The organism is Serratia sp. 1D1416, assembly GCF_003641105.1.
GTDB classification, from domain to species: domain Bacteria; phylum Pseudomonadota; class Gammaproteobacteria; order Enterobacterales; family Enterobacteriaceae; genus Serratia; species Serratia ficaria.
Genome location: NZ_CP032738.1, coordinates 994,762 through 1,014,774 on the forward strand (window position 1 = coordinate 994,762; position 20,013 = coordinate 1,014,774).

Below are 20,013 nucleotides of genomic sequence, written 5' to 3' on the forward strand. Positions count from 1 at the left end.
CTACACGAAGTTAGCGAGCTTATACCCACCGCCACGACAGGACGCCTTTCGTAGCCGCCCTTCCCAATATTCCAGCTCTGCACGCATCGCCGCCGGATCGTGGTTTGTGATGGTGCGGCCGTTGACGCCGGTAAAGGACACGGATTTACCGTCGAGCGAGTCCGTGTAGAACCCCCTGACACGCACCACCATGTCCCGGATTTCCTGTTTCGTCATAACCAGCCTCCTCCCCCCGTACCGCCACCGTTCATCCATCCGCTAGAGGTATGCTGAGGCGCAGCCTGTTTCGGTTCCGCCTTGGTTTTTTTCTTCGTCAACACGACCTCCCTTGATGAGTTCTCGTTGAAAATATTGGGGTTCGTATCTTGTGATTCAGCCCAGGCTGGCGGCTCATCCCACTTGATACGCTCGTAACGGCGCAACATCACGACGGCATGCACATAGCAAAACAGGTCAAAGGCTTCGTTATTGCCCTTCCCTGGCTTACGCCACTTGCCATCTGATCCACGCTCTTCGTAGGTCAGTTCGTCAAAAAACCATTCCCCCAACCAATTCGGGAAGTGAATATACCCAGCGCCTGGCGCTTCACGAATCAGCGCGTTACTGAGCTGGTCTTTCAGCGTGTCGGTCTGCAACAGGTAGACAGGGACGTCTCCGCGCGCAGCTGCGCGGCGGTCGCTTCGGTCTGTGTTGTCCGGGTGGATTTTTGTAATGGTTTTCTGACGCCGGGTGCTGTCCCCTTTGATGAGATACACCCGCTTATGCACGCCATCGCGGCGGCACTGACGCCAGAATTTATACGCGTTGTCGGTCACGCCATCTTCGCCGCCGCTGTCTACGGCCATGGCGAGGATTGGCATACGCTTGTCCTGATTGCTTTGCAGCCGGTACGTTTTATCGAGCACGTCAGTGATCAGCAAGTTCCAGTCCTCCGGGTATGCCCCCGGATGGATCGGCAACGCTTCACCCGTATCAGGATCACACCGCATCGACTGCTTGATGTTGTACCGGTCCACCAGCCACCGCTCGCCGTTTTCGCCATAGCCGACAATCTGGACCACAAAGCGGCGATTCTTGCCGCCCTGCACATCAACCGCCGCGATCAGGAATCTGACCTTTGGTGGCACCAGGCGTTTACCGTAATCCTCCACGCGCGCCAGCAGTTCGTCACTGCGGCGCTGTTCAGAGGCAGAACGCGGCAAATACGGCCGGCCCCAGTCGGTATTGATGACCGCCTTGAGCGTTTCCTCTGATCCCGTTGTTTCGTAATCCTGCTCAGCGGTCAGCAGCTTGTAGACGAGCTGTGACCAGGTCTGATATGCCGCCGCCGGCCCCTCCATCCAGAATGACGCAATACGGGAGCGGCGCGGATCGCCTGTCCGGTTGCCTTCGGCGTCAATCGACTCCCCTTCACGCAACCACACACCAGACTGGTTCAAGGTGCGTTTCATATCTGCCGTTATCGTGCCGCTGCAGTGAGGGCAACACATATGCGCAGATTCGCTGGCCTTGACCGGATCAGGGATTTCCCTGTATCCGGTCATCACTTCCATGATCGGCTGGAAATATTCGCCGCAGTGCGGACACTGCCAATACCATTTGCGGCGATCGCCGCGGTTGAACAAGGAAAGGATGCCGGTGGTTGGCGGGGCCTCATGCTCTGAGCGGCGGCGCCATTTTGAATCCAGAATATCGCGACCTGGTGAACTCTCTACCAGCGTCATGCCGGCACTCATAAACGTTGTGGTACGTTTTGACGCCAGCGTGAACCCGTCGCCCTCGCCGTCGATATCTTCCGGCATGCGGTCATAATCTGTCAGCGCGGTGCATTTGTAGTCCGACGAGGACATGATATTGACCGATGGCCAGCCAAGCTTCAGATAGTTCCCCGCCAGAAAGGTCCGGTCGTGAACGTTGTTATCATTGCGCCGGGGGCTGAGACGCTCAGCCACGTCTGGACTCACGCGGAACGTGCGCGCCAGGCGCTTTTTGGAGTGTTCCCGCGCTTTCTCTTCCGAAATTTGTACGACCAGCATATCGGAGGGATCGCACACGATGTTGTAAACAATCCAGCCATCAATCAGGCCGATCGTTTTACCCGTACGCGCCGGGCCAACAAACACCACCGCGTCGTATTCACGTGACGCCAGGCAGTTCATCGGCTCAATCACATACGGCGCCACGCTCGGGTCCCACTTAACAGAGTTGCCCGCGCCCATAGGCACCCGCATAAACTTTTCAACAGCTTCGGCAACCGGCATGCGGCGCGGAGCCTGAATAATACCGGCCATATTCCGCCGGGTTTCTGCGGCTGATGCCTGTGCGACCATTACTCCTCCTCGGGCATTTCCTCCTCAATCTCTGTATCAGCGTTCATAACCTTCAGCGCTATCTGATCGCGCAGGTCATCGATAATAGACTGCACACGAGAAACGGCAGACGGCGGCAGCGCGCAATCACGCTCCAAGATATCCGGTAATGTTTCCAGCACCTGAACCATCGCCTTTGCCATCGCAGAGAATTCACGGGCAACGTCTTCTGCAGGGATCAGTTCATTGGTTTCCTGTTCAAACTTGAGCCGCTCGCGTTCCGACTGGAACCAGGCTTTTCGGTCAGGCGGTAGCATTTCGTCAACGTCAGCCACCGGCGCAGACTTCACCAGTTCAGCCAGCACATCCGGCAGCGTGTAAAGCTTCAGCTTGGCATTACTGCCGGGGGCAGGTTCGACGTTTTTCAGGCGTGCAGCGATGGTTTGCCGATGTGATCCCGTAATTGCCGCCAGCTGATTCAGGTTCAGCCTGACGTTCTCCAATTCTTTATCCATGATGATGAACACTTTTTATACGATTCGACATCTTGAAAAAATAATTTCAAGTGAAAACAATTACGTGAGCACATGATGATGATGTCAATAAAATGCAAAAAACTAGCCGTTTCCCGCGTGTCGCCGCCCCCTCGGTGTTCAAAACCGCGAAAGGGACCCGCAAAAATGGGAATCATTATCATTTATCAAGTCATTTTCACCGGGGTGGCGCCGGAGGTGGAGACGGCTTAACGAGTGGGGTTTCGATATCGGCAGGCTTTTCTATGAATCCGACGCCATGCTCTACCTGAAACGCTTCTGAAAGTGTTGCGTCTCGCCAGGCTGTTTCATATTGGCGCGCTGTAACCTGCGTTCCTGCAGTAATGGTTTTCTTTTCCAGCACAACCTCAACCTGCAGCACAGGCTTACCTGTCAGCAACTGACGCCGGCCACGTGCTCGCCCTGTGATGCCTTTCTCAATAATTATTTCATGCGTCATAGGTCTATGCATGGTGAGGCCTTAGTTAATGGATTTTGAGCAACAAAAAACCCACCAATTGGTGGGCTTAGCTCAGTGCTTTGAAGTGGCTTCCGCTATCTTCTGCTCGGTTTTCTCTTTCAACCTTTTGGACTCAGCAATCACTTCATCGACTGTTTTACCGTCCATAATCTTTAGGTACATGTTCTCCGCTTCTTTTTCCGCTTCGCGCCCTGGTCCGATGTCCACGCTAGTAACAACATCGGTGTACCGCGAAATATCCAACGTGGCCTGCTTTAACTCCGCTTTCTTCTCATCAGACAATGAAGCGGAAATATTTTCACCTGAATACAACAGCGCTCCCTTGCTGGAACCATCAAACTTCGGTGCCTGGTCACAACCTACAAGTGATAGTACGACGATTATCGGTAATAAATAGCGTTTCATTTCGCCTCCTGCTCATTCGATATTGCGTAATGTAACAGGCTTGCCATTATCTGTAATGCAGCAGATGCATTATCGATGGCGCTCGGTGAGTGCCATCTGTAATGCCGCTACGGCGACAGACAAACATCCCTGATGTAGTCCTGCAGGCCAAGAATCTGCTTATCAGTTGTCTCTAGTTGACGTCTGAGACGGAAATAATTTTGTCGAGCGTCTGTAGTGAGCTCGGCGGCGGTTGCATCAGCCACGCCGGAGGTGGCGGCGTGTTTGCACGTTGCGGCGATGCGCAACCGCTTACTGCCATCGTCAACAGCACGCTGCAGATCATCAATTTTGCGTTTCGCATCGTTCAGTTCTCTCGTTCTGCTCTCGTCAATTGCCGCGACTGCCTGCTGGGTTTTGTTCTGCCAGTCGAGTTGGCCGGATAGCTGACTGTTAGCAGACTGCAGCTTGTCCCGCTCGTGGCGCAGCGCAATGTTGTTAAGCGAGAAATACGTTAACAAGCCGAGCACCAGAGCGACGATTGCCGCCTGCCAGTGCGGTAGCGGCCAGTTCATGACAAAAACATCTCACGCTCTGCAGCACGGCGTTTCACCAGCCCAGGCATGACTTTACCTGCCGAGTTGCGCCATTTGGGGAACTCATCCGCTGCACCTTGCACATCGCCGGCGTTGAATTTCTTCACCAGTGTTGAACCAGCAAAAGCAGAGCCGCCAATGTTGAATGCCAGCGATACCATCGCGTCGAACTGGTTCTGCGTCATCGGGAACTTAATCGCGCTGCTGACCGTCAGCTCAAACACGGCCAAATCATCAGAGAGAAACTGCTCGGCCTGCTGCTGGGTGATTTCATCGTCAGGCTTTACGCCGTGCGTATGGCCCCAGCCGACTGTCCACGGGGAGCCGCCAGTGCCCGGGTCTGGATAGGCTTTCAACTCAAGGGACTCGAAGCCCTTGATGAATGAGCGTCCGTTATTACTTGTCTGCATTCTGATTGCCTCCACCAAAGCGATTACCTACGTACCCTGACAGGAACGAGCTGAGTTTTTTCACACCGACGAATCCTATGAAGCCACCAATACCAACGGTGAGCGCCTTCGGCACGTCGAAGTAATCCAGAGCTGAATAGGTCGTTAGCGCCAGAGCGCCACACATCAGCCCTTCGAATATGGTTTCCTTCCAGCTACTGCCAGCGTATGCCATCCGAAGAACTGCCATGACGACAGCCATAATGACGCCGCCAATCGGTACATCACCGCGCCACCAGGCGGCGAGAATTTCACTGATGTCCGCCCAACTATGGGGACTGTTTGGCATTTTCATAACCTCCCCCTTGCCGGGGCTTGTCCCGGTCTCCGGGTGATAGAAACAAAAAAGGCCGCCATCGGCAGCCATTAGATAAATAATTAGTTATTTATTGACAAGATTAGTTAATTGACTTATTATCTAATCATCCCAAGCGGATATGCTCTTTAACAAGCGAGGAAACATGGTCACGGTTCAGTGGACGAAGAAAGCAACCAAACAGTTGATTTCGATAGACACAAGATACCGAAAAGCCATTAAGGAAAAGGTCGGTAAGTTAACCACCTTCCCAGCGGTTGAGCTTGATATCAAAAAGCTTAAAGGCAGCGACAGCCAGTACCGTATGAGGGTCGGGGATTACCGAGTTATCTTCCAGATTGAAAATGGCGAACCGGTTATCTGCACGATTCAGGAAGTAAAGCGCAGAACATCGACAACCTACTAAGGCGGGGAAACCCGCCAGTTTCCTCGGCGACATTAACCGCGACTCTTAGCAACCCGGATGAAATATGTCAAAACCTCAATACATTAACGATGTGGCAGGAAAACCGCAGTATGTTGTACTGCCAATCGATGAATATGAACGCCTCATCAGTAATGATTGGGCGGACGTTCCATACCGCGCCGGCGACAACGACGACGAAGTGATCCCTCATGATGTCGTATCAATCATGGTTGACCAGGACGTCAGCCTGATTGCCGCCTGGCGTATTCACCGCGGGCTATCTCAATATGAGGTAGCAGAACGGCTCGGCACCACACAATCAGCCGTTTCGCAGTGGGAATCTGTTGATTCAAAACCGCAGAAAAAAACCCGCGAAAAACTGGCTGCGTTATACGATTGCCGGCCGGAGCAGATGACACAATGAACAAAGGCCCTCATCGGGCCTTTTCTTTATTCTGGCTTTGGGTAAGGCTTCGGGCTAAACAGCTTCGTGTTAAGCCGCCGCCGCGCCCGCTTGTTTAAAAAGCGGATATACCTGAACTGGTTAAACGTGTGAGCGGTAGCGCGGTGTGCGTTCTTCTGCAAGTAACTACCACGCCCACCAGCTTTTCGCCCTTTCGTGGTCATGGCGATCTTGTGATACCACTCGCCATCCAGTTCGTAGAACGTCGTTTGATGACTACCGATGTAATCAAAATTGCTCGCTTGGTACACGACACCGAACCGGCCACATCGCTCGTCTGCAAACGTCTGCACCCACTCAACCGCAGGATATAACAGCCTGATAGTTTTCAGTGCGTAACTAATTGCACGCGACTCAGTATTTTTCGGCATCCGGTCGTGTACCCACAACCGATTGAGTTCCATGTATTCGCGGTTTCCAGTGCCGGTCACGACGCGCGCCCCGCTGCTCGGGTTCATCGCGTAGCCCCATTGCATAACGCCCACCAGCTCCCGGCCGTCATATATGCCAAGATGCAGATAGGAATTGTTCACTACGCGCTTGCTGTAGTGAAAGTGGCTGATCACCAGACGGGCCAGCCAAACGGGGATTGTTGCAACGTGCAGATCGTCACACCCATAGCCGACAGTTTCGCCAGCGTGGGTAATGGGCGTAGGCTTTCCGCTGGCGCGTGACACAACACCCTTTGCATGATTTTTCAATGTCGCGGTACTCCAATAAACCGGTGTACTCGTGACCGCCGTCCGGGTGCATATTGCCCGGCATGTTCACAGCGTGCCGGGCTACCCTCTTGAGCAAAATTTGGAGCGTCTGGCCGGATTCGAACCGACGTCATCAGCTTGGAAGGCTGTTATTCTACCTACTGAACTACAGACGCAATATGATTGTGCGGTGGCTGAAGTCGCGTTTCTGCCGTCCCCATTAGACCCGGCTCAAAGGTTTTGATGTCCCCGATTCATCAGCACTGCCATCTTGTTCTTCACCACACAGGCAATGACACTCCCCTATATCCCATACACTACCGAGGCATGATCGCTCGCTGGTTCCGGCGTCATGGAATGTCATTGCCTATAGGGTTAACCCCATAAAACGCAAAAACCCCACCATTTCTGGCAGGGCTTTGAAATTTATTTAGTGTGTCACGTACGCGACTTCCCACTATTGAAGGAATTTACGCCAAGTTTATGCAAAATGCAACACCTTTCTAAAAGTGGTCGGCATCCGTGCCGATCTCGCCCTACTTCGTTACTTTGCTAAATTCCGCCGCCGCTCTATCCTCTTCCCTGCGGCATTTGTCCACCAGCACCTCATAGAATGGCTTCCAGTTGCGCGACCAAGACGATTGGGTCAGTTCTGGAAGCAACGCTGTAATCGCCTTGTAAGCCGTAGATGACGGCGTCCGACTGAAACCTTTTCCGCCACAGCGCTCACAATCTTTGACTACTGGCGCGCCGCTTGCTTTCGTCGCCTCTTTGTCGAGCGCCTTTCCGGTGCCTTTGCAATTGCGGCAGCGCTTATGGCGAACCCCTTTGCCATTGCATGACGTGCATAATTCCCGGACAACTTGCGTTTCTACAACCGGGGCGATTTTCTCTTCACCATCTGCACCGATGTATCCCGGATACTTCACAACGTCACGCGTGACAGCTATCAAGCCATTACCATTGCAATCGTGACACGTCACGCCAGTGCCGGCAGAGTGTGAGTATTCCTCATAGGCGAATACGGCCAAAATCTCCATACACTTGGCAAGCCGGCGCCCAGCAACCTTACCGACGTGCTTTGGCGCTTTTTGCTTTGCGTATTGTGCTAACTCAATGATCGCCCGTTCCTTGTCTTCCTGGCTGATACCAGTCTTCCCAAGAAATGCAGCCATGCCAAAACGGGCTTTTGATTCCGCCAATCCCAGCGCTGCCATCACATCAGTACCGGTGACGCGATCCTTCGATGTGCCGTTTGGGCTGTCTGTTATCACCAATCCCTGAGCGCTGAAATGCTTCAGTGCTGATTCAAGTTTCATTATGCTGCCCTCCTCAACGGCCATTCATAAACCTTGGCGCCATTCATCAACATGTCATTAAAGTCGCCCTTTTCCGGCCAGCGAATACTGACGCGCTGAACGTCGTTTTTTGACAAGATATTGCGGTGACCACACTCAAACGCAGCAGCCTGCCCGGCGCCGTTGTCGTCACAGTCTGCAAAGATAATCAGATGCTTCACCCCAGCAGGTGCCCGGAATCGCTTCATCAACGATGAATTGAGAACCGCCCAGGTGTTGCAGTTATAAATTTGATGGCAGGACAGAGCCGTCTCTATCCCCTCGGCGATCCCCAGCGTTGACGCTACCGGATGCATGCGGATCGCCACTGACCCTGCATAATCGAGATAACTTTCATCCTGAAGGGAAAGCATGCGCTTTTGCGTCGGTATGTTCGCCTTATTGGCACCGTCAAGAAACGTGCGGTGCAGGTAGCACGGCTTGGCCTTGTCATCTGTCGCCAGCGCCCAAATAGCTTGCTTGATGCCGTAGGGTGTTTTCTCCTTGTCGTTGAACCTGATCCAGTCAGCGGGCAGTTTATTGATGCCCCTCCCATTCAGATACAGTTCGGCACTCGTGCCACGTAAAGCCACCAGCGAGCCAAATTTCGCTACGACGCTCTCCCTGACCTTTTGGCTCTCTCTTTGTTTTGGTTGTTCCGTGCTGTTGCCATCTGGCCGGTATTCGTTGCCGATCAGCACATCGATTTCCCCGGCCATCGTGGCGAAGTCTTTTTGTTGGGTCAGTGTGAGTAGTTTCCAGCCATCCCCCGATCCGCATACGCATATCCATGTTCCGGCACCATCCTTGTCATCACAACGATAACGCCCCTTGCGCCCACATACAGGGCACTCGCCTTTGAAATGGTTTTTCCCGGTAATCGGCGGTAAGCCATAGAACTCGAACACGTCAGCCCAGCGGCCTTTCACCGCCTCTGTGGTCCTCATTGGGTGCTCCCGTTCGTTTTGCTATAGGCGATGAATTTCGACTTAATGAAGTTCCACACCTCGGGGCTGGTTTCCATCGGGAAATCACTCAGCCCACGCGGCCATTCGCCAAATTTGTCTTTGAAGGTATGTGCGGCCCAGCCATCAGAAAGTGGCTTTCCCTTCAGGACGCGCTGATGCTGGTAGTATTTGATCTGGCTCCACCATGCCTGCTTTTCGTTTTTGCTGTAGACTTTGGTCTTGCGCCCCAGACGCTTTAACCCTCGACTGTCGTCCGTTTCCACATCCTCCCCATCAACGGCTTAAAACCACACTTGGGGCAGATGTAGACGCCGGCGCGCTTCATGTAGTGGCACTGTGGGCATTCCTTCGGCAGCTTCTCGGCCTTTTCCTGCTTGGAGGGTTGCGGAGCCGCCTTCATGCCGTCGTTCTTGCCGATCAGGTCGTCATACTCAATGTCATCGGGATAACCCAGGCGGTGAACGCTGCCGGAGTGGTCGAAAATAAGACAGTGGTCTTTCCCGGGCGCAGTGCGCAGCCCGCGGCCAAGACATTGCAGCCAGCGGATTTCTGATTTCGTCGGGCGGGCGTAGATGATGCAGCGTACGTCGCTATCGAAACCGGCCACCAGCACACCGACATTGACGATAATCTTTGTGGCCCCCTGCTCGAAGCGGTGAATGGTCATTTGGCGCTCTTCTGCCGGCGTCTCTGCAACCATGATTTCAGCATTCACCCCGACGCGCAGAAACTCCATCGTGATGTAATTGGCGTGTGATTTGTTAACGCAGAAACAGATGGTCGGACGATCCTCGCCATTCTGCAGCCAGTTTTTTACGACATCGCCGACAAGGTCAGCGCCGCACATGATTTCCGCGACCTGGTCTTCGTTGTAGTCGTTACCGAATGCCGACAGATTTCCAGTTTTAACGCCAGCCATGTCAGGCTTTGTTGGGGCAAAAAATTCATACTTGCTCAAGTCACCGATGCTGATCAGCTCCTTCATGGTGGTGGGCTTGATAAAGCGCTCAAAATATTTACCCATCCACGGCGCAAACGGCGTGCCAGACAGCCCGATAACCTTGATGCCTGAGTCCCGGATGATGTCGAGCAGTGCGCGACGCTTCATGTGGGCTTCGTCGATGATCAGCAGGTCGATGCCGTCGGGGAACTCCCGGCGGATCAGCGTGTCGGCGCTGGCAATCTGGATCAGACGTCGCGGGTCGTGTGGCTGATAATCTCGCCAGACGTAACTGATCTCTTCTTCCGGCAAACCGTACTGTACGAAACGAGCTGCAGTCTGTTTCACCAGTGTGAGGTATGGCGCCACAAACATTGTGCGTTTGCCCTGCTGAATCATCTTGTCCACCAGGTATGCCGACAGAAAGGTTTTCCCGTATCCAACTGGTGCGGATAACAGGAATGTGCGATAGTTATTCCAGTCTCGGCTCAGCATCTTCAGGCCGGTGACTTGCTTGGCTTTAGGTTTCAGGTTAAGCATTGTTTTCTCCTGCAGAGGCCACATCGGTATCACTCGCCAAAGTCTCCCGTTGTGGTTCTTTGCTCTCTTTCACCGGTTCGAATGTTGCCGGAATGGTGAATGACTCCGCTTTTTGGCTGCCAGGGTTAAGGCGGAACCGAACTCCCTTAGTCAGGGCAACCTCATCTGACATGAACAGCGCGTTTTTCTTGCCTCGCACATAACCGCCCCAAAACCCTTCAGGGTTGATCTCGTAGACCTTCTTGATGCGGTTGCGCAAATGCCCTGTTTTTTTGAGGATCTCGATTGCGCGATATACTGCGCTGCGTGATAATCCGGTGTCGGCAATAATCGAACTGATATCGGTCATCGCTGCGCCAGAGTTACGATCCATGATTTTCACAAGGTGTACATACAATCGAATCGCGCTTGTGTGCCCCGCCTCAGCCAGATTCGCGATGAGGTCAAGGCCAGCGCCATAAGCCTGTAGGAAGCCGTGCCCCTTCCCCTTCGGGATTTCGAGCTCGTCAATTCGCTTCGCTACCTCTGGATTTTTCAATTACGACCTCGCATTACCTAACTTATTGATTTTAAAGACTGTCCTTCAGGTGGGACGTGGCGTCCCATTGAGTGGGATTTTTTAGCCACCTAACCTACTGTTTTTCCTACATATCCTATGTCGCCCCTTTTGTTGTCTTACGCGTGAGTACTCGTAGACTCGATCTGCCGTTGACCTTTCCCGGTTTTGACCTTGTGCAAACATCACCTCCGTTTCACTTGCCAGGAACACATTCCCCAGATCGGCATTACTGTTCATCCTGCATCCCTACCGCGACTCTCTGCGCGCTGTGGCCGCCATGACCACCAGCGCCGCCATGCTGGGCTAGTGCCCTGGACAAAGGCGGTTTTTCCGTCAATCCTGCAGCCGCCTGAGCATGGTGAGTCACAAATCGCCGCAGCCGGGTGTTTGCCTCATTCCGTGCCCGGTTCTCTTGCCGGAACGATACTGGCTCGCTGTCCCATGCTTCCTGATAAACATCCGCATACAGAGCAACGATTCGATGCCTTGCCGACGGAGAAAACCGCAGTAACTGTTCCTGAATCCACGCCTCATCCGCCTGGCAGTACACCGCCGGCATGATGGTTTTGGCATGCTGATTAGGCTTCGGCATCAGTTGGATCCGGGAAAAGATCTGGTAGGTCTGGACGTAATTGGTGAGCCATAACCTCGCCATTAGCCGCCTTGACAATTACCGGGACATATTGGGGGGAGACTCTTTTTTTACCATTCAGCCAATCACTTACCGTTGATTGCGCACATCCGATTTTCAAAGCCAATAGCTTCTGGCTCCCCACCACCGACAAGGCCTTTAAAATCCCTTGGTTTGGACTCTCTTCTTTGCTCATCAAAAACAACCTCCTTTTTAATCGCTAAAGTGATTTTATGAGACAAACGGAGTTCAGTCAATCGCCTTGGCGATTATTGTATTTTTATCGCTAAAGCGATAAACTTCAGCGAAACGCCACGGAGGATTTATGAGCTTTTCAGAACGCCTTAACTATGCAATGAAAATGGCAGGACACACGCAGGGTTCCTTAGCGAAAGCTGTAGGAATGGCGCAATCAAGCGTATGGAAATTAGTCTCAGGGCAGGCCAATAGCTCCAGAAAAACAGTAGAGATAGCCAATGTTCTTGGTATAAGGCCTGAATGGCTGACGACCGGAAAAGGGGAGATGCGCGCAGATGATGGTAAAAAAAGCTCACCACCAAAGAGCGAAAGCTTAAGCCAGGATCAGTTTAGAGTTGCGGTTTATAACGGTTCATCACCAACCGGTGAGGAGTTGTTTATCCCTATAAAACTTGCAGCAGACACAAGCAGAGCCTACTACGTATCCAGCAATACTGGATGCAGCATGGTTCCAGCAAACACCTACATCGTCGTAGATAGCGCAGAAACAGCTAGCGATGGCGACTTGGTTTATGCGAAATCCAATGGCTCTTACTCCGTGTATAACTTTGTCCAAGGTGGGAAGTTCGGCTACCTATCCGTTGATGATCCTCGCGTTCCTTTACTTGAAATTGGTAAAGAAACCGAAGTCTTAGGCGTTGTTGTCTTCCTTTCACGAATAATCAAGCAGCGATGACCACCAGCTTGCGCCCCACACTTCTGATACACGCCGGGCGCAACCCTGATAAACATTTCAACCATATCGCCTCCCCTCCCTACTCAGCCATAAATACTGTATGAATGCACAGTAATTATGGCTTATCGCTATCGCTATGGCAATAGCATTTTGCTAAAATCACTTTATCGTTCACATATCTTGCTAATTTAAAAGGGAATAAAATAAAATCACAAAATAAAATCGCTTTAGCGATTGACTGTTATTTTCTACTGCCGTATCTTTGCATCATCAGCAAGCAACGGAGTAAATGATGTGAGCGGAAATTTATTAACCACGGAACAATTGAGCGCACCAGCAAAATCTTTTTGCATAAAAGAGAAGCTGAAGGCCGAGGGATCAAGCTGGTCATATTCATACCCCGCTGGCGCGCATAACGATGGCGTGAATTACCAGATGATAACTAGGTATGTAGAAGATGTTGAGTTCGCTATTTATAAAAAGATCGAAAAATACTTTTTCCTTGTTGACTTTGCAGACAACTATGAATCCCTAAATAGCGAGGCAAAAGAGATTGTTGATAGAAACCCTAGTGCAAAAGCTTCGATTATATCTTTAACGAACAGTAATTAGTTCGGCTCTGGCGTAGACGCCAATCAGTATCCAGAGCCTGACCACACAAACAATGAAAATTAGTGAGGCTGATATGAACAATACCACGACAAATAACAAAACGTCAAAATCATTAACCCTTATCAATCGCGAAGACCTGGTTGATGCGCAACGAACGATTAAAGACAGCCCGACTTCATGGGTGTGGAAACTCTGCATGCATAAAGTAAAGCGCGCCTATGGAATTATGTGTAAAGAACCAGTTCCTGAAATCGGCGAGAAAAACGGGAATTATATTTGCTGCTATTCAGACAAGGAAACAGGGTCTTATGCATTTGTGCATAAGCGCATAGTGGAAAAACATGGTATGCCAGAGTGTGGCGTAATGATGCAAGGGGTTGTTCATGTCGAATAATAACCAAGTAATAATGAACGAAATTCGTCTACAGGTTATCCCTGGCTATACCGGACGGCTGACCGTTTATGTTGAGGATGGCGAACTGAAAGCGGCTCGTCCATATAACCCGGATGAAATCACCGCCAGCTTCAGCACGTTTATCGAGATGGCAAAGCGTGCGGGTTTTGTCATCACGCAGCCGGGAGGTGAACCAGCATGATGCATTGTCCAAAATGCGGCTGTGTGGCCCATGTACGCACAAGCAGATACGTGAGTAATTCGGTTAAAGAGCGTTATCACCAGTGCCAAAACCATGTGTGCGCTGTGACGTTCTCTACCCATGAGTCTGTTCATCGGATCATAACGAGCAAGGAGTCAGTAGATGAAACCGGTCAGCAAAATTGACGAAGCATTCGCCCTTAAATCTGTCCCCGTTTATGTTGTGACACGTCACGGGCGTACAAAAAAACTATTTAGCCGTAGCGCTGCTATTAGCAATCTTGCTCATTTTATGGCGCAAAAAACTTTTGACAGAGCTGGTATCTCCACTCATGAGGGTGGTTATCAAAGAGAAGAGAACGGCGTAATCATCTTCAGTCGGGGTGAATTAACGGTTGCTTACTTGCAGGCCCATTATCGTTGTGAAAGGCGCATTCGAAAAATTATTGCTCGCAAGCGAGAAAAAGAAAAATGGCAGCGTGAATATGACGAGTGGACAGCAAAACACGATGAATTAATAAAGCGCCGACCGTATTAACCAGCCACCAATAAACAAAGTTTAAATTGCAGCCTTCAGGCTGGGGTAACACTCGGCCTGAGCAAGTCAGAAGGTTAATTATCATGCTTTCAGTAACGAAAGAAAAAAATGTAGCAGCCACCACCATACCAGGCGTGTGGCGTGAATACACCGGCAATAAAGTGGTTTGTGATATGCCTGACGATACCATGCATGGGGTAATCAGCATTGGCGAAAAAGTGATGATTGACACATCCATTCGCAACTACTTAGAAGATGGAATTTTCGCCTTTTTCCTTAATGGCACCTTTATGATTAAACGTCTTCAGTTTTTGCCCGATGCGGTTTTGGTTTTGCCGGCCAACAAACATTACATGAATTTTGAGATTGACGCCAAAGATGCAGATCGCCTCTCCATTATTGGCCGAGTTATCGCAAGCCAGCAAATAAAATCGCATTAATCGGTGGTGAACATTATGACAAATAAAATCGACTTATATCGCACCCGCATCGCCCTTGCATATATCGACTTTTGCCGTCGCCATTATGGCGGTAAGTGGGCTGATGTGATTGTCGGGCAGAAAAAGAAGAAGGCTGTGCGCGTGGATATTTCTCAGCAGAGCATCGAAATGCTGATGAAAGAGTTTATCGAAACCATGCTCCGCGCCGAGTTCGGGAAGGAAAACGGCGAACAAAGCATTACGTCGTCATATGACGCGATGCTCAGTCACACCGGGAAACTGACGCCGCTGGGTGTCACCGCCCTGGGGGACATGATGATTGATGCAGTGGCCTACAAGCTGCAGAACCCGAACAGCCAGCTGCTGCAGGTGGTAGCGCAATGAGCCTTTATTTCCGAATCGTTCTATCGCTGGTGATTGCAGCCAGCGTTTACGGCCTGTTTGTTCCGGCGCTCATATCCATGAAAGACACGGTCGCCGTTATCTCCGGGTTGGCATTGGCATTTCTGACCCCGCCATGCCTGTACGCCATTTATAAGGGTCTGTTCTCCATTAAGGATAAAAAATGAAAAAAGTAATTATGGCCTCAATCATCGCCCTGTCCGCTGTTGGCCTCGTTGGTTGCGATCGCGTTGAGCCGGGTAACGTTGGCATCAAGGTGAACAAGCTGGGCGACGACAAAGGTGTCGGTGAAGTTGTTGGCGTTGGCCGCTACTGGACTGGCTGGAATACCGAGGTTTACATCTTCCCTACCTTCAAGCAGATGAAGACCTACGAAGACGCCTTCAATTTCCAGATGAGCGATGGCACGACAATCGGCTACCACATTGGCGTCGCCTACAAGGTTGATCCAACCAAGGTGACAACCATTTTCCAGACCTATCGCAAAGGCGTTGACGACATTACCGACACCGACCTGCGCCAGAAAATCGCCGATTCGCTAAACCGCCTGGCTAGCCGCATGAGCACCGACCGTTTCATCGACGGCGGCAAGGCCGACCTGCTCACCAACGCACTCAAGGAACTGCAGGACGATATGGGGCCGATCGGCATTCAGGTCGTCAGCCTGTCATGGGTGGGAAAACCAGAATACCCGCCGACGGTAATCGACAGCATTAACGCCAAGGTGACCGCCAACCAGAAAACGCTGCAGCGCGAGCAGGAAGTGAAGCAGCGCGAGGCCGAGGCAAATATGCTGCGCGCCGAAGCTGATGGTCAGGCTGACGCGAAATTGAAGCTGGCGGAAGCCGAAGCCAAATCGATCCGCATCCGTGGCGACGCACTGCGCCAAAACCCGGAAGTCATGCAGCTGGAAGCGATCAACAAGTGGAATGGCACGCTGCCTCAATACATGACCAGCGGCGCCGGCACGCCGTTCATCCAGGTGAAGTAAACCGCCAAGCCGATAAAGGCGCGTGTCGCTCAACCGTGGCATGCGCCATCAAGTAAAGGAACGAGAGAGTCCAAATGATGAAAATTCCGTACAGCGAAGCAGCCAAGCGAGCCATTCAGCACGAAAAGGCTGAAGAGTTTTCCCAGGCATCCACGTTCTGGCGCATCGCTGAATCATTAGCGGTTAAACCTGTTAACCAGCAGTGGGCGGCCACGCGCTCCGATCTGTGTGAAAAGCGCCATAGCCTGGAAGAACGGCTGGAGCAATTGAGCGTAGAAACCAGCCAACGCCTGAAGATGGCGGCAGAAACCAAAGCGGCCAAGAAAGAGCTGGCGGCGAAGCTCGAAGCCCACATGAACACCACCAGCGAGGAGGTATAGCTATGGGTTGCCACAACACACCGTATTCGTTTGGCGTTACCTCGGTTAGCAAAGAGTCTCGTGTCACGCATAACCGCCGACAGGTGCAGCCACTGACGCTTGAGCAGTTTCTGTCTCTACCGATGGTGAAATCCTACTTAGAGAAACACCCGGATAGCGTACGGCACGATCCCGATACCGGTGAAGTATGGGCGAGTAAGCCGTTAACGCTGATGTATCTGGACGTCTGCCAGGCAAAAAAGTTGAAGAAAGCACTCACCAAAGCAATGAAGGAGCACGGGCTATGAACACCATTACCATCCAAAACACTCAGTTGCCAGTGGTCGAATACCACGGACTTCGTGTAGTGACTTTTTCAATGATCGATGATGCTCACGGTCGCCCAGATGGCACAGCCAGCCGTGTTTATCGTGAAAATCGCGAACGCTTCATTGAGGGTGAGGATTACTTCACCGTTAGCACCGACGAAATTCGTCGGGACAAATTTTATCCACTTTCCTCAATGGCTCGTGGGAACGTCACCTTCCTGACTGAGTCCGGCTATTTAATGCTGGCGAAATCGTTGACCGATGATCTGGCATGGCAGGTTCAAAGGGACCTTGTTAATTCGTACTTTCGTCAACGCCAAGTACAGCCAAAAACCCAGAACGAAATCATTGCGGCCATGGCTCTTGCCAACGTTGAACAGGAGCGCCGGTTGAACCACGTCGAAGAGAAGATCGAATCAGTATCGGAAACCGTGGAAAACATCAAAAAGGGCAATATGCGCGCCGGCTATGTCGGATACCGCCAGATTGTCGCCAAGAGCGGGATGACTGACGCGAAATGCCGCAACCTCGTTAATGCGTATCGTATCCCAACCGATACCCACGAATTCATGACACCCGACGGTCTGTTGTCCCGCCGCGCTATCGTCGCTCTTGAACCATTCATGCGGGCTTTTCGACAAATGATGTCAGAAGCAGAGCCGCGCGGAGCACGCTTTTATCACCCGCGCATGGGGTTGTTCCAGGCGATCGGCTGGGAGGATAAGTAATGTCAGTAATCACAAAGAACTTCCGTCTAAATGGGCTGGCGAATCAATACGCCGCTGCCGTATACGACCGCGTAAAGCAACAGAACGGCGGGGAATTCTTCACCGTGCAGGCAGGGCCGCAGAAGATTCACATAAATATCTTGGGCGGTGCCGCCGGCGTCCGTGACCTGGTAGATGCCTATTACCTTGAAGCGATACAGAAGAATTACTCGAATTGGGAACAGTTGGCGATCTTGCTGCTGACCAAAAGCCTCAACGGTTCGGAGCTGACGAAATCCGGCTGGGAGTTCTGGGAAAGCATGGTCAACGACATGGGTTCAACTTTGGCTAAAGGAAAAAAAGAAAAATGAAAAACGCAAAGGACATAGCTGCAAGGCGCCCAGTTGATAGAGTGGCCGCGCAAGTGGTTAGCAAAGGTGTGTCATGGATACCCAACAAACGCATTCAGACCGCCGATAGCGATACCCCTCTGCCAGTAGCGACATTGCCAGGCTGAACCCGCAAGCGCAAAAAGCGGCGGAATCTGTCATCGGCAGAACATTTGGGCGCCTAACCGTCCTCGGCCTATCTGCCGAGCGTAAGGGGCGCTGGGTTGTCAGGTGCCAGTGTGGGGTTTATACGCTGCGAACGTACAAAGCCATTATGAACCCAGCAAATTCGGCTGATTGTTGCGAGCTGTGCCGCCACCTCCTTTACCTAAAGCGAGCCGATCACTTTCGCAGAACGGGAAAAGATATTGAATGGAGTGATTTATGAAAATCGATTATCAAGACCACGGAGCTACCGCCAGCATCACACTGACCAGCACGGTGTTTGAGTTCCGCCGGCATAACCGCGTCGTTGATACAGCGCTGTTCCTGACCAGTGTCAGCGCCCGGCACAGCGGTGTGTTTATCCGTAAGACAGTGCTCTCTGGCCGTTCGGCGGTGGCGCTGAAAGCGTACAAGGTTGTTCTGCGGGAGATGGCGCGATGAACACAGAAAACACCTATACGGCAGCCGGTGGAAATCTACCGCATCACATCATCATAGCGCTTGCGGCTGATCCACGGTTCGGGCAATGCATTGAAGAAAGCCTGAAAACGCCAGAGCTTGTTGAAAATTTTGAACGTCTGTACGACGTGCGCCGACCACGAATGCCAGCAAGCCCGATGGAGGCCATTGTTGACAAGGTTACGGGTTATGCAGATAGCGAATGGCGAAAGTTCTTCACGGCGTTTATCACGTTTGTCTATGACGCCATTTATATCCGTGTGTGTGAGAATCATATTTCAGTGGAGGGTATCCAGTGAACAGAATGTTTTTGCTGATGGCTGAGTTTGAGACCTCAGATATTCCTCTGGAGAAAATCGCGGAGAAATACCTCGGTATCTCAATCGAATTAGCCAACAAGCGTGCGAACGCTGGCAAGCTGCCTATCCCGAGTTTCCGGGCGGCAGACTCGAACAAAGCCCCGCGCCTGGTGCATGTGAAGGATTTAGCAGACTATCTTGATCAACGCACGGCGGCCGCGAGGGAGGAGTTCAAGCAGGTTAATTCATAATTCGGCGCGGGGTGCCGGGTCACCTATAGCACCCCATAAACTTTTATTTTATTGATTTTTATAGTGTATCAATCCCATCGAGCATCGGCGCGATGGAAAAACGATTGGCGGCGTAGGTTGGGGCGTGGTTGTCTTTCGTCATGCTGGGTTACTGGCTACCTGAGTCTGTCTGGGTTCAACGAACGGCGTAGTGCCGCAAACGGCTATTATAACGACAATCGTCGCCGTTGGGAAAACCCCCGCACCGGCCGCCGCCGCCCACAGGCGGAAAAAAGTTGTGATATGCCTCTCATTTATGACCGTTCACGCCGCGATATTTGCCTTCTGGTGCGCCGTAGTCAGGGGAAAAGGGGCCAACTCTCGGCGATTCGCCGTAATCATGTTAAAATCGCTTTTTTACGTACCGGGATATTTGCGATGAACTCAACCACCCAGGAAAAGCTGCTGGCGCAGGCTGAACAGCTCTGCCAGCAACGCAATGTGCGATTGACGCCGCAACGGCTGGAAGTGTTGCGCCTGATGGCGCAGCAGCCCGGTGCCATCAGCGCTTACGACCTGCTCGACCTGCTGCGCGTCGTCGAACCGCAGGCCAAGCCGCCAACGGTCTACCGCGCGCTGGATTTCCTGCTCGAGCAAGGGTTTATCCACCGGGTGGAATCCGCCAACAGCTATGTGTTGTGCCACCATTTTGAACAGCCGATGCATACCTCCGCGCTGTTTATTTGCGATCGCTGCGGGCAGGTGACCGAACGCACCACCGAAGGCGTAGAAGATACGCTGCAAAAATTGGCGCAAGAGTCAGGGTTCGCGCTGCGCCACAGCGTGGTGGAAGCCCACGGCCTGTGCGCCGGCTGCGTTGAGGTTGAGGCCTGCGACAGCAAGCATGATTGCGGCGAACACGATCACAGCATCGCCATCAAGAAGAAATAG

Annotated in this window: 34 protein-coding genes, 1 tRNA gene and 1 pseudogene; 20 read left to right on the plus strand and 16 right to left on the minus strand. The window is 52.0% G+C overall.

Translation table 11 applies throughout. The features are described from left to right. The 8 genes from D7I37_RS04715 to D7I37_RS04750 form a co-directional block, all read right to left on the minus strand. Window positions 1–216 (minus strand): hypothetical protein, encoded by a 216-nt coding sequence (locus D7I37_RS04715; protein WP_054306639.1) that lies wholly within the window; start codon window positions 214–216, stop codon window positions 1–3. Beyond that, window positions 213–2,330 (minus strand): phage terminase large subunit family protein, encoded by a 2,118-nt coding sequence (locus tag D7I37_RS04720; protein ID WP_129543380.1) that lies wholly within the window; start codon window positions 2,328–2,330, stop codon window positions 213–215. The genes D7I37_RS04715 and D7I37_RS04720 overlap by 4 nt, the downstream gene beginning before the upstream one ends. Beyond that, the gene (locus tag D7I37_RS04725; protein WP_129543381.1) at window positions 2,330–2,824 is read right to left on the minus strand and encodes a DUF1441 family protein; all 495 of its coding nucleotides are present in this window, start codon (window positions 2,822–2,824) and stop codon (window positions 2,330–2,332) included. The genes D7I37_RS04720 and D7I37_RS04725 overlap by 1 nt, the downstream gene beginning before the upstream one ends. A 196-nt stretch (window positions 2,825–3,020) precedes the next feature. Beyond that, window positions 3,021–3,302: a hypothetical protein gene (locus D7I37_RS04730; protein ID WP_129543382.1), complete on the minus strand. Its 282-nt coding sequence runs from the start codon at window positions 3,300–3,302 to the stop codon at window positions 3,021–3,023. 72 nt (window positions 3,303–3,374) lie between these two features. Further along, on the minus strand, window positions 3,375–3,728 hold the full coding sequence (locus D7I37_RS04735) for a DUF6694 family lipoprotein (RefSeq protein ID WP_054306641.1): 354 nt from the start codon (window positions 3,726–3,728) through the stop codon (window positions 3,375–3,377). A 107-nt stretch (window positions 3,729–3,835) separates the two neighbouring features. Then, complete coding sequence (locus D7I37_RS04740) at window positions 3,836–4,282, minus strand: lysis protein (protein ID WP_129543383.1); 447 nt, start codon at window positions 4,280–4,282, stop codon at window positions 3,836–3,838. Further along, entirely contained in the window at window positions 4,279–4,713 is a 435-nt protein-coding gene (locus tag D7I37_RS04745) for a lysozyme (RefSeq protein WP_129543384.1), read from the minus strand. Before D7I37_RS04745 ends, D7I37_RS04740 begins: the two co-directional genes overlap by 4 nt. Then, the gene (locus D7I37_RS04750; protein WP_129543385.1) at window positions 4,700–5,047 is read right to left on the minus strand and encodes a phage holin, lambda family; all 348 of its coding nucleotides are present in this window, start codon (window positions 5,045–5,047) and stop codon (window positions 4,700–4,702) included. Before D7I37_RS04750 ends, D7I37_RS04745 begins: the two co-directional genes overlap by 14 nt. Before the next feature lie 166 nt (window positions 5,048–5,213). Here D7I37_RS04750 and D7I37_RS04755 point away from each other — a divergent pair, with 166 nt between their 5' ends. Together D7I37_RS04755 and D7I37_RS04760 are read left to right on the plus strand one after the other, a co-directional pair. Beyond that, complete coding sequence (locus D7I37_RS04755; RefSeq protein ID WP_129543386.1) at window positions 5,214–5,474, plus strand: type II toxin-antitoxin system RelE/ParE family toxin; 261 nt, start codon at window positions 5,214–5,216, stop codon at window positions 5,472–5,474. A gap of 64 nt (window positions 5,475–5,538) precedes the next feature. After that, the gene (locus D7I37_RS04760; RefSeq protein WP_105230658.1) at window positions 5,539–5,898 is read left to right on the plus strand and encodes a helix-turn-helix transcriptional regulator; all 360 of its coding nucleotides are present in this window, start codon (window positions 5,539–5,541) and stop codon (window positions 5,896–5,898) included. Window positions 5,899–5,924: 26 nt separating this feature from the next. On the opposite strand, the gene D7I37_RS04765 is transcribed toward D7I37_RS04760, so the two are convergent. The 8 genes and pseudogenes from D7I37_RS04765 to D7I37_RS04800 all read right to left on the minus strand — a co-directional run bounded on the left by D7I37_RS04765 (window position 5,925) and on the right by D7I37_RS04800 (window position 11,809). Continuing rightward, window positions 5,925–6,638, minus strand: a complete 714-nt coding sequence (locus D7I37_RS04765; protein WP_129543387.1) for a protein mom — start codon at window positions 6,636–6,638, stop codon at window positions 5,925–5,927. Between the two features lie 101 nt (window positions 6,639–6,739). Continuing rightward, window positions 6,740–6,814, minus strand: a tRNA-Gly gene (locus D7I37_RS04770). Window positions 6,815–7,174: 360 nt separating this feature from the next. After that, window positions 7,175–7,957, minus strand: a complete 783-nt coding sequence (locus tag D7I37_RS04775) for an antitermination protein (RefSeq protein WP_129543388.1) — start codon at window positions 7,955–7,957, stop codon at window positions 7,175–7,177. Then, window positions 7,957–8,922: a toprim domain-containing protein gene (locus tag D7I37_RS04780; RefSeq protein WP_129543389.1), complete on the minus strand. Its 966-nt coding sequence runs from the start codon at window positions 8,920–8,922 to the stop codon at window positions 7,957–7,959. The genes D7I37_RS04775 and D7I37_RS04780 overlap by 1 nt, the downstream gene beginning before the upstream one ends. Beyond that, window positions 8,919–10,378 (minus strand): annotated as a pseudogene (locus D7I37_RS04785) (DEAD/DEAH box helicase family protein). Before D7I37_RS04785 ends, D7I37_RS04780 begins: the two are co-directional and overlap by 4 nt. Before the next feature lie 37 nt (window positions 10,379–10,415). Continuing rightward, window positions 10,416–10,961: a replication/maintenance protein RepL gene (locus tag D7I37_RS04790; RefSeq protein ID WP_129543390.1), complete on the minus strand. Its 546-nt coding sequence runs from the start codon at window positions 10,959–10,961 to the stop codon at window positions 10,416–10,418. Between the two features lie 247 nt (window positions 10,962–11,208). Beyond that, complete coding sequence (locus tag D7I37_RS04795) at window positions 11,209–11,574, minus strand: hypothetical protein (protein WP_242502860.1); 366 nt, start codon at window positions 11,572–11,574, stop codon at window positions 11,209–11,211. Next, a complete protein-coding gene (locus D7I37_RS04800; RefSeq protein ID WP_129543391.1) occupies window positions 11,561–11,809 on the minus strand; it encodes a helix-turn-helix domain-containing protein in 249 nt (82 codons plus the stop codon). Before D7I37_RS04800 ends, D7I37_RS04795 begins: the two co-directional genes overlap by 14 nt. A 129-nt stretch (window positions 11,810–11,938) precedes the next feature. Here D7I37_RS04800 and D7I37_RS04805 point away from each other — a divergent pair, with 129 nt between their 5' ends. The 18 genes from D7I37_RS04805 to zur all read left to right on the plus strand — a co-directional run bounded on the left by D7I37_RS04805 (window position 11,939) and on the right by zur (window position 20,013). Then, window positions 11,939–12,547 (plus strand): helix-turn-helix domain-containing protein, encoded by a 609-nt coding sequence (locus D7I37_RS04805; protein ID WP_129543392.1) that lies wholly within the window; start codon window positions 11,939–11,941, stop codon window positions 12,545–12,547. 294 nt (window positions 12,548–12,841) lie between these two features. Then, window positions 12,842–13,159 carry a hypothetical protein gene (locus D7I37_RS04810; RefSeq protein ID WP_129543393.1) on the plus strand — a complete coding sequence of 106 codons (318 nt, stop codon included), beginning with the start codon at window positions 12,842–12,844 and terminating at the stop codon, window positions 13,157–13,159. 73 nt (window positions 13,160–13,232) lie between these two features. Further along, window positions 13,233–13,553: a hypothetical protein gene (locus D7I37_RS04815; RefSeq protein ID WP_129543394.1), complete on the plus strand. Its 321-nt coding sequence runs from the start codon at window positions 13,233–13,235 to the stop codon at window positions 13,551–13,553. After that, entirely contained in the window at window positions 13,543–13,755 is a 213-nt protein-coding gene (locus tag D7I37_RS04820; protein ID WP_129543395.1) for a hypothetical protein, read from the plus strand. Before D7I37_RS04815 ends, D7I37_RS04820 begins: the two co-directional genes overlap by 11 nt. Beyond that, on the plus strand, window positions 13,752–13,940 hold the full coding sequence (locus tag D7I37_RS04825; RefSeq protein ID WP_129543396.1) for an ogr/Delta-like zinc finger family protein: 189 nt from the start codon (window positions 13,752–13,754) through the stop codon (window positions 13,938–13,940). Before D7I37_RS04820 ends, D7I37_RS04825 begins: the two co-directional genes overlap by 4 nt. Next, a complete protein-coding gene (locus tag D7I37_RS04830; protein WP_129543397.1) occupies window positions 13,918–14,292 on the plus strand; it encodes a hypothetical protein in 375 nt (124 codons plus the stop codon). Before D7I37_RS04825 ends, D7I37_RS04830 begins: the two co-directional genes overlap by 23 nt. Before the next feature lie 83 nt (window positions 14,293–14,375). Next, window positions 14,376–14,732, plus strand: coding sequence for a S24 family peptidase (locus tag D7I37_RS04835; protein ID WP_129543398.1), 357 nt, complete (start codon window positions 14,376–14,378; stop codon window positions 14,730–14,732). A 15-nt stretch (window positions 14,733–14,747) separates the two neighbouring features. Then, window positions 14,748–15,116, plus strand: coding sequence for a hypothetical protein (locus tag D7I37_RS04840; protein ID WP_129543399.1), 369 nt, complete (start codon window positions 14,748–14,750; stop codon window positions 15,114–15,116). Further along, window positions 15,113–15,301, plus strand: coding sequence for a hypothetical protein (locus D7I37_RS04845; RefSeq protein WP_129543400.1), 189 nt, complete (start codon window positions 15,113–15,115; stop codon window positions 15,299–15,301). Before D7I37_RS04840 ends, D7I37_RS04845 begins: the two co-directional genes overlap by 4 nt. After that, window positions 15,298–16,125: an SPFH domain-containing protein gene (locus D7I37_RS04850; protein ID WP_129543401.1), complete on the plus strand. Its 828-nt coding sequence runs from the start codon at window positions 15,298–15,300 to the stop codon at window positions 16,123–16,125. The genes D7I37_RS04845 and D7I37_RS04850 overlap by 4 nt, the downstream gene beginning before the upstream one ends. Window positions 16,126–16,199: 74 nt before the next feature. Continuing rightward, window positions 16,200–16,505, plus strand: a complete 306-nt coding sequence (locus D7I37_RS04855) for an ANR family transcriptional regulator (protein ID WP_129543402.1) — start codon at window positions 16,200–16,202, stop codon at window positions 16,503–16,505. Between the two features lie 2 nt (window positions 16,506–16,507). Then, complete coding sequence (locus tag D7I37_RS04860) at window positions 16,508–16,792, plus strand: hypothetical protein (protein ID WP_129543403.1); 285 nt, start codon at window positions 16,508–16,510, stop codon at window positions 16,790–16,792. Next, on the plus strand, window positions 16,789–17,541 hold the full coding sequence (locus tag D7I37_RS04865; protein WP_129543404.1) for an ORF6N domain-containing protein: 753 nt from the start codon (window positions 16,789–16,791) through the stop codon (window positions 17,539–17,541). Before D7I37_RS04860 ends, D7I37_RS04865 begins: the two co-directional genes overlap by 4 nt. Continuing rightward, window positions 17,541–17,891: a hypothetical protein gene (locus D7I37_RS04870; protein WP_129543405.1), complete on the plus strand. Its 351-nt coding sequence runs from the start codon at window positions 17,541–17,543 to the stop codon at window positions 17,889–17,891. The genes D7I37_RS04865 and D7I37_RS04870 overlap by 1 nt, the downstream gene beginning before the upstream one ends. 402 nt (window positions 17,892–18,293) lie before the next feature. Then, entirely contained in the window at window positions 18,294–18,515 is a 222-nt protein-coding gene (locus D7I37_RS04875; RefSeq protein ID WP_129543406.1) for a hypothetical protein, read from the plus strand. After that, a complete protein-coding gene (locus D7I37_RS04880; protein WP_207205554.1) occupies window positions 18,512–18,832 on the plus strand; it encodes a hypothetical protein in 321 nt (106 codons plus the stop codon). Before D7I37_RS04875 ends, D7I37_RS04880 begins: the two co-directional genes overlap by 4 nt. 5 nt (window positions 18,833–18,837) lie before the next feature. Then, a complete protein-coding gene (locus D7I37_RS04885; RefSeq protein WP_004957876.1) occupies window positions 18,838–19,083 on the plus strand; it encodes a pyocin activator PrtN family protein in 246 nt (81 codons plus the stop codon). A 417-nt stretch (window positions 19,084–19,500) separates the two neighbouring features. Further along, window positions 19,501–20,013, plus strand: a complete 513-nt coding sequence (gene zur / locus D7I37_RS04890; protein WP_061799183.1) for a zinc uptake transcriptional repressor Zur — start codon at window positions 19,501–19,503, stop codon at window positions 20,011–20,013.